This window comes from Mesorhizobium sp. M8A.F.Ca.ET.165.01.1.1, from assembly GCF_004792065.1.
Lineage (GTDB): Bacteria > Pseudomonadota > Alphaproteobacteria > Rhizobiales > Rhizobiaceae > Mesorhizobium.
The window spans coordinates 281,103-296,825 of the sequence record NZ_SRTH01000007.1 but is presented as its reverse complement, the minus strand read 5'-3'; the positions used below and the strand labels follow the sequence as shown (position 1 = coordinate 296,825).

Annotated in this window: 10 protein-coding genes; 7 read left to right on the top strand and 3 right to left on the bottom strand. The window is 65.3% G+C overall.

The genetic code is table 11. The features are described 5' to 3' along the window. Nucleotides 1–482: 482 nt before the first annotated feature. Nucleotides 483–1,946 carry a hypothetical protein gene (locus tag EN808_RS20995; RefSeq protein ID WP_135916799.1) on the top strand — a complete coding sequence of 488 codons (1,464 nt, stop codon included), beginning with the start codon at nucleotides 483–485 and terminating at the stop codon, nucleotides 1,944–1,946. Between the two features lie 83 nt (nucleotides 1,947–2,029). Here EN808_RS20995 and EN808_RS20990 read toward each other — a convergent pair whose 3' ends face one another. Together EN808_RS20990 and EN808_RS20985 are read right to left on the bottom strand one after the other, a co-directional pair. Further along, nucleotides 2,030–3,271, bottom strand: coding sequence for an ATP-binding protein (locus tag EN808_RS20990; RefSeq protein ID WP_127279937.1), 1,242 nt, complete (start codon nucleotides 3,269–3,271; stop codon nucleotides 2,030–2,032). Beyond that, nucleotides 3,268–3,996, bottom strand: coding sequence for a response regulator transcription factor (locus EN808_RS20985; protein WP_127279936.1), 729 nt, complete (start codon nucleotides 3,994–3,996; stop codon nucleotides 3,268–3,270). The genes EN808_RS20990 and EN808_RS20985 overlap by 4 nt, the downstream gene beginning before the upstream one ends. 209 nt (nucleotides 3,997–4,205) lie before the next feature. On the opposite strand from EN808_RS20985, the gene EN808_RS20980 reads away from it, so the two are divergent. The 5 genes from EN808_RS20980 (at nucleotide 4,206) to EN808_RS20960 (ending at nucleotide 11,464) form a co-directional block, all read left to right on the top strand. Next, on the top strand, nucleotides 4,206–4,898 hold the full coding sequence (locus tag EN808_RS20980; protein WP_127279935.1) for a hypothetical protein: 693 nt from the start codon (nucleotides 4,206–4,208) through the stop codon (nucleotides 4,896–4,898). Nucleotides 4,899–5,020: 122 nt separating this feature from the next. Further along, nucleotides 5,021–5,287: a hypothetical protein gene (locus EN808_RS20975; protein WP_135916798.1), complete on the top strand. Its 267-nt coding sequence runs from the start codon at nucleotides 5,021–5,023 to the stop codon at nucleotides 5,285–5,287. A 243-nt stretch (nucleotides 5,288–5,530) separates the two neighbouring features. After that, nucleotides 5,531–6,805, top strand: a complete 1,275-nt coding sequence (locus EN808_RS20970; protein WP_135916797.1) for an efflux RND transporter periplasmic adaptor subunit — start codon at nucleotides 5,531–5,533, stop codon at nucleotides 6,803–6,805. A gap of 4 nt (nucleotides 6,806–6,809) precedes the next feature. Then, nucleotides 6,810–9,965 carry an efflux RND transporter permease subunit gene (locus tag EN808_RS20965; protein WP_135916796.1) on the top strand — a complete coding sequence of 1,052 codons (3,156 nt, stop codon included), beginning with the start codon at nucleotides 6,810–6,812 and terminating at the stop codon, nucleotides 9,963–9,965. Nucleotides 9,966–9,976: 11 nt separating this feature from the next. Beyond that, the gene (locus EN808_RS20960) at nucleotides 9,977–11,464 is read left to right on the top strand and encodes an efflux transporter outer membrane subunit (RefSeq protein WP_135916795.1); all 1,488 of its coding nucleotides are present in this window, start codon (nucleotides 9,977–9,979) and stop codon (nucleotides 11,462–11,464) included. An 80-nt stretch (nucleotides 11,465–11,544) separates the two neighbouring features. On the opposite strand, the gene EN808_RS20955 is transcribed toward EN808_RS20960, so the two are convergent. After that, nucleotides 11,545–12,312 (bottom strand): response regulator transcription factor, encoded by a 768-nt coding sequence (locus EN808_RS20955; RefSeq protein ID WP_189524147.1) that lies wholly within the window; start codon nucleotides 12,310–12,312, stop codon nucleotides 11,545–11,547. Between the two features lie 821 nt (nucleotides 12,313–13,133). Here EN808_RS20955 and EN808_RS20950 point away from each other — a divergent pair. Beyond that, entirely contained in the window at nucleotides 13,134–15,563 is a 2,430-nt protein-coding gene (locus EN808_RS20950) for a hypothetical protein (protein ID WP_189524146.1), read from the top strand. Nucleotides 15,564–15,723 lie beyond the last annotated feature (160 nt).

The following is a 15,723-nucleotide window of genomic DNA, read 5'->3' as shown; positions in this document are numbered from 1 at the left end:
CCAAGCTCTCCCGCGGCTGTAACCTCAGGTGGTACGGGCGACTTCGCCAAGCCAAGGTCCGGGCGGCCGCCCGGACCTTGGCTCAATCGCTTCAATCCCACGAAATCTCTCTCGTGTAGATACAAGGTGGCCGCGAAGCGGTCGGAGATGGGGAGCGCGGCGCTGGCGGGTTCCCTCTGATCATTTCAATGCCACTCCGTCTCGGGCTCCGCCCGAGCCGCCTTGCCGGGGCGAGCCACGGGGCTCGCCCGTCCTTCGGCCCCCTCATTTCATGGCTGCGAGGAATTCCGGTCCGGCGGCGTCGGCGCCGCTCCAACCGACCAGCCCTCCACCGAAGTGGGCAGGGTTGCTCGGCATCCAGATCGCCAATGTGCTTAGTTCACGTTCGCTAACAGGGGCTTCCCCTGCGGAACAAGCGGGAGTAAGGATATATATTAGCAATTTGTTAAATATGCGATTGAGTATGCGTAGGGGAGTTCGCCATGAACTTCAAGAACCTGATCAAGCGTGCTGAAGACGTAGATAACGCACTCCAGGAGTTGCAGGACGATCTGGCGGACGCCCTGGATGCCAGCCTCGACAGCGACTACCAGACGCCAACGGGCGATGATGTCCCCGATGCCGCGTCAGCCGCCGATGCCTCGCCACCCCAGGCCGACGCGGCGCCTGCGGATGCCGCGGACGTTCCGGATGGGACGGGCAGCGCCGACACCGCCGAAACCACGCCGCGACTGACGCCCCATGCCCAGACCCGGCTGGCGGCGTTGAATGCCTTCGAAGGGATGTTCCACGACGCCAGGGACTATCTGGATGAGATCAACGGCAAATTGTCGGAAATCTCGACCTCGCACCATCTGACGCGCGAATTCCTCAACATCCTGCACACCGACATTCTTCGTGCCAATGAGCTGGAGCTCGCGAATGCCGGCCTGATCGCGGAGCAGAGAGCGCTGTCGGAAAAGCTGCACGACACGGCGGCGAAGCTGCGCGAGCGTGACGGCGCGTGCGAATTGCTGCAGCAGCGCGAGACCAGCCTGGTCCAGGACCGGGAGACGCTTCGCGCAACGCTTGCAGCTGTAAGGCTCGAACTTGCCGAGGCGGCCAATGCCAGCGCCAAGCGCGACGCGGAATTCGGCGACATCGCCAACCGGCTGACGGCCAGGACGGTCGAGGCCAACAGGCGCTTGCGCGAGAGCAAGATGCTGCGGGAAAAACACGTCACCCTGTCGGCCGAGCTCGACAAGGTGTTGAAGCGGGAGACCCAGGCGCGTCACAGGCTGGACGAGCTTTCGACGATCCACGCCAGCGAAGCGGCGCGGCTCGCCGAACTGCTGGCCGCGCTCGCAAGGAGCGAGAAAGAGGAGATGCGGCTGCAGAAGTCGCTCGAGGCCACACAGGCGAAGCTGGCGGAAAAGACCGAATCGGCCAGCATGATGGAAGGCGACTGGGAAGCCGAACGGGCTCGCGGCCAGACGGAAATGCGCGGATTGCGTTCCGAGATACAAGACCTGGAAACGCGGCTGGAGCGGGCCTCGAACGAGAACAGCGCGGCTGCCGCCGAGATCGCCAGGCTCAAGACCGAGCTGGACGACGCAGTGGCCGAAAAGATGATCGCCAAGGAAAGATTGTCCGCGCTCGCCAATGAGAACGAAACCGACAAGCTGAACCTCTCGAAAGCCAACGCCAATCTTTCGCAGCTTGCGCTGCAGCAGGCATCGGAGGACATACAACGAGACGTCCAGCGGCAGGAATGCGAGGATCTGCGGGCCGAAATCGCGTCGCTCAATGCCCGGATCAAGGAATTGCTGCCCTACGAGCGGCTCCACAAGGCCACCAACGCCCGATCGCGTGAGGGCGAGGTGGTCGAGATCGCCACCGTGGTGGCCAAGAAAGCCCGTGCCACGGGCAGGCGGCCCATCCGCAGGACTCTGCGCGCCACGTCGTAGCGCGCCTCGCAGGCGCGGCCGCGGCCCCATTGCTTGGCAGCATCCAGGCTTTGGGCCGCTTTCCACCTTGCGGCATCGCGCAATTACACCGCCGCGAACACCACCGTCTGCGCCAGCCCGCCGCCTTGGCGGTTCTCCAGCGTCACGGTGCCGCCGTAGCGCTCGATGATTTCCTTGGCGATGGCGAGGCCGAGGCCGGCGCCGGGAATGAATTGCTGGCGGCCGGGGTCGACGCGGAAGAAGGGCTCGAAGGCCTTGTTGATGAGGTCGGGCGGAATGCCCGGGCCGACATCCGATATGGAGAGCACGGCGCGCCTGTCGGCGAGGTCGAGCGCGACCGTGCAGGCCTTGCCGTGGGTGGCGGCGTTGACGATCAGGTTGCGCAGCGCGCGGCGCAGGCCGAGCGCGCCGGCGCGCACCGAAACCTTGTCGAGATGGCCGATGGAGACGGAATGGCCGAGCGTGGCCATCTCGGCCGATATGTCGCGCACCATCTTTTCCAGATCCAGCGGCTCGACGGCATCCTGGTTGACCTCCTCGCGCACCAGGCGGATGGCGCTGTCGGCGATGCGGTCGAGCTCGTCGAGGTCGTGCAGCCACTTGTCGCGCTCTTCGTCGAGGAATTCGGCGCGCAGCCGCATGCGCGTCATCGGCGTGCGCAGGTCATGGCCGGCGGCGGCCACCAGCCGCATGCGGCTTTCCATGGCGGTCTTGAGTCGCGACGAGAGCTGGTTCAGCGCGTGCGCCGTCGCCTTGACCTCGGCCGAGCCCACCTCCGGCACCGGCGCCAGCACGCCGTCGCTACCGATCTTGGAGACAGTGGCCTCCAGCATTTCGAGCGGCCGGATCAGCACCGCGGTGAAATAGACGGAGACGGCGGTAGCGCCGGCGACGATCAGCGAAATCCAGCCGGCTAGCACCAGCCATTCGCGTTTGGGCGGATCGATATGGGCAATTTCCAGGACCGCCCAACGGCTGTCTGGCAGGCGCATGGAGGCTCGCTGGCCGGGTTCATCCGGTTTGTCGCTGATGACGGCCAGGGCGTCGAAGCCGCGACGGTGCAGCAGATCATTGAGCATTGCCGTCTCCTGCCGGTCCACCTTGCCATTGGCCGGCCGGTCGCTGAATTGCACCCGCAGCACGTCGGGTATGGGTCCCGGCAGCAGCCGCACCACGAGCTCCATCTGCTGGGCAACCCAGGGCACGACGAGTTCCGGCGGCGGCCCGCCGCCGCGCACGCTGATGACGGCGGCGGTCGCCAGGCCGACGACGCCGACGATCGAGGCAACCAGCAACAGGATGAGGCGGCGGCGCAGCGAGTTCACGCCTGCGCCTCCACCGTCTCGACGCGCGCGGTGAGCTGGTAGCCGCCATTGCGCACGGTCTTGAACAGCGGGCCGTCGCCGGTGTCGGCGAACTTGCGGCGCAGCCGGCTCATCAGCACGTCGACCGAGCGTTCGAGCGGGTCGCGCTCGCGGCCTTGCGTGAGATCAAGCAGCTGGTCGCGCGACAAGAGCCGGCCAGGGCGGTCGAGGAACACCTGCAACAGGTCGAATTCGGCGCCGGTGAGGTCGACGGCCGCACCTTGCGCATCCGTCACCTTGCGCGTGTCCGGCTCCAGCCTGTAGCTGGCGAAGCGGTAGGCGCGGGGCGGCGGCGCGGGTGCCGCTTCCTCCGGCGTCGAGCGTCTCAGCACGGCGCGGATGCGGGCGGTGAGCTCGCGCGGGTTGAACGGCTTGCCGAGATAGTCGTCGGCACCGAGCTCCAGCCCGATGATGCGGTCGACATCCTCCTTCAGCGCCGTCAGCAGGATAACGGGGATATGCGGCTTGCGGTCGCGCAAGGCGCGGCAGATGTCGAGCCCGGAACCATCCGGCAGCATGACGTCGAGCACGATCAGGTCGAACTGGCCCGAGGCCAGCTTCTGCTCGCATTCGCGCCGGTCGGCCGCCACCGAGACGCGAAACCCCTGACCGTCGAGATAGCGCCCGAGCAGCGTGCGGATTTCGCGGTCGTCGTCGACGACGAGGATGTGGGGTTGTGACTGCATTGCCGTGCCCTTTGCTTGGCGCCGATTATAGGGAGAGCGGCGCGCAAGCGGCATGGAAAATTGCAACGCAATGTTTCTGGCCCGGGGCGGGAAACATTGGGAAACAAATTGCCCTTTTGCGGAAACCTTCGGCAACACGCCGACGCGAAGCAGACAAACACGCTTCCTATCCTCCCGGCGTCCAAAGCATGGATGAAAGGAACACCGTCATGCGAAGCAGACTTCTTGCGCTCGGCCTGTTTTCCGCCGCCGCCATCCACCCCGCGCTGGCGGCGCAGCCCGGTCCGGGCGCGGCGCCCGGCGAGCCGCCGGTCATGGCAATGCAGGATGGACCAGATCACGGCCCAATTCGGCATCCGCCGCAAGGATGGGGTCCACAGGGTTTTGGCCCACACGGTTTCGGCCCGGAAGGTTTTGGCCCCCGCCGCATGGGGCCGCCGCCGGAATTCATGCTGGCCGCCCGGCTGGCCGCGCTCGAAACCCGCGTCGGCATCCGCAGCGAACAGCTCGACGCCTGGCGCGACTACACCAGCGCGCTGCAGGCGGTGCTGTCGCCGCCGCGGCCTGATCGCGGTCCGGGCGGTACCGGCGGGCCAGATGGCGGGCCGCAGGCGAAAGGCCCCGATGCGGGGTCTGTCGGCAAGCCCGATCCCTTCGCCTTCCAGGAAAGGCTGGCCGACGACGTCACGGCGCGCGCGGCCTCGGCCGCGAAGCTGAAGGGCGCAATAGCCGAGCTGCGCGCCAAGCTCACGCCGGAACAGCTCGAGATCCTCGCTTCGGCGGAACGCCCGCACGGACCACCCCCCGGTCCCTGGGGCGGCCCGCCGGATGATGCAGCCAGTCCGGCAGGCCCGCCCAATGATGGCCTGGTGATGCCGCCACCCCAGCCCGGGAATGGCTGATAACCTGACCGGCTGCGCCGGCCGGCCCCGGTACCCAACCCGTTCCCGGGCCGGCCGGTTTCCTTCCCGGGCCGGCGGATCGCGCCGTCCCGGGTTCTCCCCATGAGACTGAAGGCACGACAATGTGGGACGCCCTGATGCTGCTGCGGCTGATCGCATCGGCCAGCCCGAAATTTTCGCTCGGCCATCCCGGGCGCGCCAGCCATGCGGCGCTGCCCGGGCGCGCCGGCCATGCGGCGCTGCCGGCCGACACGCTGAAGGGCGCCATCCGGCTGGCCTTCGCCGCCTCGCGCCTGTCGCTGCCAGTCTCGCAGCATGCCAATGGCCACGGCAATCATGATCGCAAGATCGCGTCAGACCTGGCAAGGCGCCTGGCATGTCGGCGCTGATCGGCATAATGACGCGGGGGCATCGCGGCCAGCCACTCGATCCTCGAGTGCGCGCCAGTCGCGAAGCAGGAGCGCGACATGAGCCGCTTCGAAGCACCCCTCGACGCCGCCCTTGGATGCGCGCGGCCCCTCGTTACGACATCGACCGTCCTCGCCTCCGACCGCCGGCATTCGGCCTCGCCCCCATTGGGCGATCCGATGCCCAGGCGGTAACCGCTCCTCCAGCGAAAGATCATTCAACCCATGTCTATCCAGTCCAGCCAGTCCTTTTCGCCGGTTCGCCGGTTCGCGCCCTGGACGGCGCTTGCCACGGCCCTTCTCCTGGCGGCCTGCTCACAGGAGGGCGGCAAGGCTCCCGCGGGCATGGGCGGTGTCAGCAAGCCCGAAGTCGGCGTCGTCACGCTGCATCCGCAATCGGTGGCGATAACGGCCGAACTGCCGGGGCGCACGGCGGCGTCGCTGATCGCCGAGGTGCGACCGCAGGTCGACGGCATCATCCAGCGGCGCCTGTTCAAGGAAGGCAGCGAGGTGGCGGCTGGACAGCCGCTCTACCTCATCGACCCGGCGAGCTACAAGGCGGCCTATGACAGCGCGATCGCCGCGCAGCAGAAGGCGGCGGCGGCGGTGCCCACCGCGCAAGCCAAGTTCGACAGATATGCCGGCCTCTTGAAGCAGAACGTTGTTTCCAAACAGGATTATGACGATGCCGCCGCCACGCTTGCACAGGCGCAGGCGGATGTGGCTTCCGCCAAGGCCAGCGCGGAAACCGCGCGCATCAGCCTCGACCGCACCTCGATCACCGCGCCGATCGCCGGCCGCATCGACAAGTCGACGCTGACGCCGGGCGCGCTGGTCACCGCCAACCAGGAGACGGTGCTGACCACGATCCGTTCGCTCGACCCGATCAATGTCGACGTCACGCAGTCGAGCACCAATCTGCTCAACCTGCGCCAGGCGATCTCGGAGGGACGGCTGAAGTTCAGCGGCCCCAATGTCAGCGTCAAGCTGAAGCTCGAGAACGGCACCATCTACGCGCAGACCGGCAAGCTGGAATTCTCCGGCGCAAATGTCGACCAGACCACCGGCACATTCGCCTTGAGAGCGGAGTTTCCCAATCCCGACCGCCTGCTTCTGCCCGGCATGTATGTGCGGGCGCTGGTCGAGGAGGGGGTCGCCCAGAACAGCTTCCTGGTGCCGCAGCGCGGCGTCACCCGCAACACAAAGGGCGAGGCGACGGCCATGGTCATCAATGCGCAGGGCAAGGTCGAGACGCGGGTGCTCGCCGTGCGCAACACCGTCGGCAACAACTGGCTGGTCGATAGCGGTGTCGGCGATGGCGACCGCGTCATCGTCGAAGGACTGCAGCTCGTGCGCCCCGGCGGCGACGCGACCGGCGTCGAAGTGACGATCGACGAGGCGACCGGCGAGATCAAGGACCGTGGTCAGACATCGGCCTTGCCGGCCCCATCCAAGATGGCCAGCACCGGCCAGCAACCCGCCGCCTCGACCGGGAACTGAGACGATGTCAGCATTTTTCATCAACCGGCCGATCTTCGCCTGGGTGATCGCCATCGTGATCATGCTGGGCGGCCTGCTCGCGCTCACCACGCTGCCGATCTCGCAATATCCGCAGATCGCGCCGACCACGGTCAACATCAGCGCCACCTATCCCGGCGCCGACGCGCAGACGGTCGAGAATTCGGTGACCAAGGTCATCGAGCAAGGCATGACCGGCATCGACAATCTCGACTACATGACGGCGACGTCGACCTCGACCGGTTCGGCCTCGATCACGCTGACCTTCACCAGCACGGCCGATCCCGACACCGCCCAGGTGCAGACGCAGAACAAGCTGCAACTGGTGCAGTCGCAACTGCCGCAGGTGGTGCAGAGCAACGGCATCACGGTTTCAAAGTCCTCGACCGGCTTCCTGATGGTCATCGGCTTCGTCTCCAGCGACGGCAAGATGAACTCCACCGATCTCGCCGACTATGTCGATGCCACCGTCAACGACACGCTGAAGCGCGTCGAGGGTGTCGGTTCGACGCAGCTCTTCGGCTCGGGCTATGCCATGCGCATCTGGCTCGACCCGGACAAGCTCGCCAAATACGCGCTGATGCCGAATGACGTGGCGAGCGCCATCGAGGCGCAGAACACGCAGGTTTCGGCCGGCCAGCTCGGCGGCCTGCCGGCGCGCAAGGGCCAGCAGCTCAACGCCACGGTGACCGCCAAGAGCCGGCTGCAGACCGCCGAACAGTTCCGCAACATCATCCTCAAGAGCCAGACCGACGGTTCGCTGGTCCGCCTCAACGACGTCGCCACCGTCGAACTCGGCGCCGAGAGCTATACGACGCAAGCCAACTACAACGGCAAGCCGGCGGCCGGCGTCGCCGTCAACCTGGCGACCGGCGCCAACGCCATCAGCACCGCCGAAGCGGTGCGCTCGACGATCAACCGGCTGAGCTCGACCTTCCCGCAAGGGGTCGAAGTCGTCTACCCCTACGACACCTCGCCCTTCGTGCGGCTGTCGATCGAGGAGGTGGTCAAGACGCTGGCCGAGGCGATCGTGCTGGTGTTCCTGGTGATGTTCATCTTCCTGCAGAATTTGCGGGCGACGATCATCCCGACCATCGCCGTGCCGGTGGTGCTGCTCGGCACGTTCGGCGTGCTGTCGCTGTTCGGCTATTCGGTCAACACGCTGACCATGTTCGCCATGGTGCTCGCCATCGGCCTGCTCGTCGACGACGCCATCGTCGTGGTCGAGAATGTCGAGCGCGTCATGGCGGAGGAGGGGCTGCCGCCGAAAGAGGCGACGCGAAAATCGATGAACGAGATCACCGGCGCGCTGATCGGCATCGCCACCGTGCTGTCGGCGGTGTTCGTGCCGATGGCCTTCTTCGGCGGCTCGACCGGCATCATCTACCGGCAGTTCTCGGTGACCATCGTCTCGGCCATGGTGCTGTCCGTGCTGGTGGCGCTGGTGCTGACGCCGGCGCTGTGCGCCACCATCCTGCGGCGGCCGAAGGACCATGCCACGCAGACGGGTCCGTTCGGCTGGTTCAACCGGATGTTCGATCGCGGCACGACGGCCTATCGCGACGGCTCGCACGGCATCATCAACCGGGGAAAACGCTTCCTCGTCGTGTTCCTGGCCATCGTCGTCGCCATGGGCTGGATGTTTGCCCGGCTGCCGAGCTCGTTCCTGCCGGAAGAGGACCAGGGCATCCTGATCACCAGCGTGCAATTGCCGGTCGGTGCCACGCAGGACCGCACCGAGCACGTGCTGAAGCAGGTCACCGACCACTATCTCAACGACGAAAAGGACGCTGTCGACGGGGTCTTCACCGCGTCGGGCTTCGGCTTCGGCGGTGCCGGGCAGAATGTCGGCATCGGCTTCGTGCGGCTGAAGGATTTCAGCCAGCGCAAGTCGCCCGCAATGGCCGCGCAAGCCATCGCTGGCCGCGCCATGGGCGCGTTCTCCAAGATCAGGGATGCGCAGGTCTTCGCTCTGGCGCCCCCCGCAATCCAGGGTTTCGGCAACACCAACGGCTTCGACTTCTACCTGCAGGACGTCAATGGCGCCGGCCATGACGCGCTGATCCAGACGCGCAACCAGCTTCTGGGTCTTGCCGCGCAAAGCAAGCTGCTCGCCAACACGCGCCCCAACGGACAGGAGGACCAGCCGCAGTTCTCGGTCGACATCGACCAGGAAAAGGCCAGCGCGCTGGGCGTCAGCCTCGCCGACATCAACAACACGCTGTCCAGCGCCTGGGGCAGCGACTACGTCAACGACTTCATCGATCGCGGACGGGTGAAGCCGGTCTACATGCAGTCGGACGCGAATTTCCGCATGCAGCCGGAGGACCTCGACAAATGGCAGGTCCGCAATGCCAGCGGCGCCATGGTGCCGTTCTCGGCCTTTGCCTCCAGCCACTGGACATTCGGTTCGCCAAGGCTCGAGCGCTACAATGGCTCGGCGGCGGTCGAAATCCAGGGCGCGGCGGCGGCCGGTGTCAGCTCGGGCGCGGCGATGGACGAGATCGACAAACTCGTCGCGCAATTGCCGGCCGGCTATTCGCATGAATGGACCGGGCTGTCGCATCAGGAGCGGCTTTCGGGCAACCAGGCGATGTCGCTCTACGCGATTTCGGCGCTGGTCGTGTTCCTGTGCCTGGCCGCGCTCTATGAGAGCTGGTCGATCCCGTTCGCGGTCATGCTGTCGGTGCCGATCGGCATCTTCGGCGCGCTGCTCGCGGCAAGCCTGTTCGGCCAGACCAACGACGTCTATTTCAAGGTCGGGCTTTTGACCACGACCGGGCTGGCCGCCAAGAACGCCATCCTGATCGTCGAGTTCGCCATCGAGCGGCAGACGGCCGGCATGGGGCTGGTGGAGGCGACGCTGGAGGCGGCGCGACAGCGATTGCGGCCGATCCTGATGACGTCGCTGGCCTTCATCCTCGGCGTCACGCCGCTGGCGATCGCCACCGGCGCCGGCTCAGGCGCGCAGAACTCCGTCGGCATCGGCGTGATGGGCGGCATGATCGCGGCGACGGTGATCGGCGTGTTCCTGGTGCCGCTGCTGTTCGTCACGGTGCGGCGCATCTTCAAGGGCAGGGTGGCTAAACCAGATCCCGGGCAGGATACGGGCGAAACGCCGGTGACGGCCAACCAGCAATAAGGGGTTCTCACATGACAGGTCTTGAACGTGGCTCGGTGGCCGCGAGGCGGCTCCTTGCGCCTATTCTCGGTGCGGCCTTGCTCGCGGGATGCGTCGTCGGTCCGGACTATCGGACGCCCATCCTGCCGATGCCGGCAAACTGGAGCGGCCAGAAGCCGACCAAGTCCGCCCAGCCGGCGCGGCTTTCGCAATGGTGGCAACGCCTGCGCGACCCGCAGCTCAACATGCTTGTCGAGGAAGCGGTCGCCGGCAATCTCGATGTCGCGACCGCGAAGGCCAAGATCCGCGAGGCGCGCGCCAGCTACCGCCAGAGCGCCGGCACATTGCTGCCGTCGGTGGATGGATCCGGCTCGATCACGCGCAACAAGTCGGCCGAGACGACATCGGGCGCCAATTCCATCTACGCGGAATACCAGGCCGGCTTCGACGCCAGCTGGGAACTCGACCTGTTCGGCGCCAACCGCAGGGGTGTCGAGGCCGCGCGCTTTGGGGTGGATGCGTCCGAGCAGGAATTGCGCTCGACCCTTCTGACCCTGGTCGGCGATGTCGCGTCCTATTACACCCAGGCGCGCGGCTACCAGGCGCGCATCGCGCTCGCCCGGCGTTCGGCCGTGTCGCAGCGGCAGACCGCCGAACTCACCCGCACCATGGCGCAGGCGGGGTCGGCGACGGCGGCCGATGTCGCCAAGGCGATGGGCCAAGCGGCCAGCACCGAGGCCGCTGTGCCGACGCTGGAAGCAAGCTATGCCGAAGCGGTGCATCGCCTTTCGGTGCTGACGGGTCGGCCACCGGCGGCACTCAACGAGCGGCTGAAGCGCGGCAAGCCGATCCCGGCGCCACGCTTGCCGATGCCGACCGGGATTCCGGCCGACATCCTGCTGTCGCGCCCGGATGTGCTGATGGCCGAGCGGCAATACGCGCAATACACCGCCAAGGTCGGCCAGGCCGAGGCGGCGCGCTATCCCTCGGTCAGCCTGACGGGAAACATCAGCACGGCCGCCCTCAATCTCGGCGACCTCGGCAAGAATTCGTCCATCGGCTGGTCCTTCGGGCCGACGCTCAGCGTGCCGCTGTTCAACGCCGGCCAGTTGCAGGCGGCCGCCGACGTCGCCCGCGCGCAGCGCGACCAGTATTTCATCGCCTACCGGTCTTCGGTGCTGACCGCGCTCGAGGATGTCGAGAACGCGCTGGTGCTGATGGCGCAGGAGCGCATCCGCATCGGCAAGCTTGCCGCGTCGGCGAAATCCTACGGCGATGCGGCGCGGCTGGAAGGCACGCTCTACATGGCGGGCGAGACCAGCCTTCTCGACGTGCTCGACGCCCAGCGCTCGCTCTACTCGGCCGAGGATTCGCTGCTGCAAAGCCGCGTCCTTTTGGCGACCAATTACATTGCTCTCAACAAGGCGCTCGGCGGCGGCTGGGACGGCGCGGTCGATGCCGCCAAGCCCGAGATCGTCGACGTCAAGACCGGGCCGCGGCTGGCGAAGGTGGAGCCCTAAGCGGCTTCATGGAGACGGGCTGTTCCGTCCGTCCCGCAGGGTTGCCACTTTGGCGTGACATGTGATCGCCAGCCTGACGGCTATCCCTTGTTGGACTCCCGGCGCCGAGCTGGCGTTTGCCGGGCCGCAGGGCGCGCCTGGCCTCCGCCGGCATCAGGCGCCGCCAGTGCCTTCACGACCGTCGCGGCGCCGCCATTCGCCGCATGCGCGACACTCGGTCCGATCTGGCCGGCGGCGAGTTGCGAGAGCTCAGTCCGCGAGGAGACCTGCAATTTGCGGTAAATGTTGTTCATATGAATTTTCAGCGTACCTTTCGAGATGCCGACGTCGAAGGCGATCTGCCCGGTCGGCTTTTCGGCGAGAACTTGCCGCGCGATCTCGATTTCGCGGCTCGTCAGCCTCTGCGAGAGGCTCCGCCATTTCGTCCTGCGCGACGCCTCGTTCTGGACGGCCTCGCTGACAATCTCGGCGGGCAGCCACCGGCCTCCGGCGGCAACCCGGTGCAGGCATTTGAGCAGGGCGTCGACCGCGGCCTCCTTGAACACAATGCCGGCAACGCCTGCCGCGACAGCGTCGTAAAGTTGGGCCTGGGAGGCGCCGACCGTCAAAAGCACGCAAGACGTCGCGAGCCCTTGCCGGCCGATTTCGGCGGCGACATCGAGGCCGTTCAGTCCCGGCATGCTGATGTCGAGCACCGCGACATCAGGCACGTCGCGCTGGATGGCCGTCAGGGCGGCCGCGCCGTCCCGCGCCGAACCGACCACCGCGAAATCCGGATCGCGGGCAATCATGTCGATCAGGCCGTGCAACAGCAGCGGGTGGTCGTCGGCGACGAAAACCGTGACCATGTTCAGTTCGCTGGCTGCCGAACTTCTCGGCCAGGGTTCCATGGCGCGGTGCGGCCATCGATGGCTTCCGGTGGCCGCCGGCGCCCGTGCTCGGTCATGGCGTCTTCTCCCCTTGCGTGTCTTTGTGACACATCAGCGACTTCGTCGTGCCGGAAGCGAACATCGCGACCCGGCCCTCATCCTGCGAAGCGTGAGGCCATGCTGACAGAAGCAGCGCGGTTGCGCAAAACATTAGCAACTGCTTAGTTAATCCTCAAGCGGCGCGCCGTGCAAAATGCGTGGCGGCGGACTGAAAGCAGATGCCACGCCGATGTGCCGATGCTGGTCTTCATCTTGGATGATTCATCGGAGCCATCACGAAATTTTTGTAGATCCGACCGTGAATCTCCGGTTCGTGAAATAACTAAGCCAAAGCAACGCAATTATTATTGTCTGCAAAAGCACTTTTTCAGAACTGAAATCGACTTTCCTGCCTATAACCGGGGTTATATAGACGGACGCATTGCAACCTGCGCAATATGGTTTGGGAATTATTAACGTCCAGGCAATCGCTAGGATTGTCGGGGTTGGGGCTTTGGGTGTGGGGATAACGGTCAGTCCGACGGCGGGCCAGCTCCGTCATACGGCAATAGCTGTGTCCGGCGAATGGGAGGCAGTCTCCCCGCCGAACCTTTCTCCTTTCAAAGTCGTCGATTTTGTCACGAACGATTGCTCGCCTGCCCGGCCGCGTCCCTCGGACGCTGCGCGCCGGCGCTGCGATCAGGCCGGAATAGATGGGGGCGGCCCGACCGCCGACCGCACAACAATGTGGAGGAAGTAGCATGGCGATCGATATTGGCAGTGGCGTCCTTCTCGAGGCAACGACGGTAGGGTCGGGCACCGGCAGTTACGATTCCTTCCTGAGGCTGCAGGCGACAGGTATCGAGGAGGGCTTCAACACCGACCAGAACGGCAACGTCGTCGACAACAAGGCGTCCTTCACCCACGACCTGCAATACGGCAACATGCAGTCGATCAATGTCGACGGCGTCGACTATATCGAATTCCGGCTCGACCTCAATGAAAGCAACAATGAGACAAACGGCAACATCACGCTGACCGGCCTGGACATCTACATTTCAAACGCCGGAGCTACGCTTGCCGACTACGATGCGGACTTTGCGGGATTCACCACCGTCTTTCATCTTGACCTGAACGACCCCCAGTATTTGATTGACTCCAATCATGGCTCGGGAACGGACGACTACCGGGTGCTCGTGCCGGTCAGCGACTTCACGGCGGCCGGTGTCTCTCCCGACTCCTATGTGACGCTGTTTTCGAGCTTCTCAGGGGCCAATGGGGGCTTCGAGGAATGGCGCACGCTTACGACGCTCGGCACCGGCACTGATGCGCCTGGAATCGGCATCGACAAGGTAACGGTCGACGGCTCGGCGATCGGCGACGATCTGCAGGTTCTCTCCGGGGACACGATCACCTGGCAATACACGGTCAGCAACACCGGCAATGTCGCATTGTCGAACATCGTCGTCACCGACGACCACAATGACGTGGTCGTGACGGCGGTTCTCAGCGGCGGTTTCAACGTCGGCGACACCAACCAGGACGGCAAGCTCGACACCACCGAGCACTGGAGCTTCATCGGCACCAGCATCGACAAGGCCGTCATCGGCGACTACGCCAATACCGGGACGGTGACCGGCTCGGCCGGGGCGGTCACCGTAACAGACAGCGACGGCTCCAGCTATTTCGGCGCCGATCCCGAGATCAAGATCGACAAGGTGACGGTCGACGACGGGGTCAAGGGCGACACTCTGACGATCCTGACCAACGAGCCGATCTCGTGGGAATACACGGTGACCAATATCGGCAACGTCGCGCTGTCGGGTATCTCCGTCACCGACAGCGACGGCGGCGTGACGCCGGTCGCGGTGCTTGGCAACGGCCATGTCACCAATATCGGCGACAGCAACGACAACAACATGCTCGACGCCGGCGAGATCTGGAAGTTCTCGGCAACCGGTACCTCCGTGGCTGGCCCTTACAGCAACACCGGTACCGCCTCCGGCTCCTTCACCGACGATGCCAACCACACACGCACCGCCACGGCCACCGACGACTCCGGCTATACCGGCGCCGATCCGCACATCACGCTCGACAAGAAGACCAACGGCGTCGACCATGGCCTCAACATCTTCCAGGGCCAGCCGGTGACCTGGACCTACGATGTCAAGAACGACGGCAATGTCGCGCTCGCCCATGTGGTCGTGACCGACGACAACGGCACCGCCGGCACCGGCGATGATTTCCATCCAACCGCTATCCTCAGCGGCGGCTTCAACAGCGGCGACATCAACCAGAACGGCCTGCTCGATACAAACGAGACCTGGCACTACCAGGCGACCGGCGTCGCGCAGCTGGGCAACTACGTCAACAACGCAACGGCCACCACCGATGCCTTCGTCGACACGGCCTTGCATTCGCGTACGCCGCTCGCCACCGACAGCAGCGACTATGAAGGCTTCTCGAACAAGGCGCTGACGCAGGGCTTCTGGGGCAGCCACGCGGATGCATGGGACAATATTGCCGGCAATGAGGGCAATCCCACCAAGAGCGCCGTCGCCAGCCATGTTCTGTCCGGCCTCGACGTCAATCCGCGTACGGACGGCTATTTGCTGCTCGGCGACAGCAACGGCGACGGCATTGCCAACGATGCGCACGATCTCCTGATTTCGAACGCTCTGGCCAAGTCCATCGAATCGAGTTCGACCGGCGGTGACGCACGCGTCATCATGTTGCAACAGGCGATCGCCACCCAGCTCAACATCGACAACCATGTCGGTCAGCCCAACGACCTGATCGACGAGGCGGTGATGTGGCTGACCAAGCAAGGAGCGTGGTCAACTGTCGGCGTGAATGTCGATACCAACAATGACGGGGTCGTTGATGAGAATGGGGCTCACACGGCGCTTACGGGTGCGGCGGTGAAGACTTCGTCGGCTGCCTGGACAAGCTATGTCGACGTCACCGATCCGAGCTCCGGCATCACCGACTGGAACGGCGGCAAGGAGGCCGATGGCGAGGGCCTCAAGAACGCGCTGATGTGGTTCAACCAGGGGCAACTGGTGACGTCCGGGCCGGGCGGTCATGTCGCCTGGTTCGATGGAACCAACATCGTCGACGAGCATCCCAACACGCTCGACCAATTCTGGCTCACGCTGCATCAAGTGGGGGGCCTGACGGGCATCGCCTGAGGCTGGTTTCCGGCCGTCGGCCGGGTGCCTTGCCGCAGCGCCGCCCGCATGGATTGGCATGGAAAGGGGCTCCACGATCTTCAATTCGGCGCAGGCCAGGGTCAGGTCCTTGGGTCTGGTTTTGATAGCCTGCGCCCTTTTTCCTGCACTCGGTGGCATG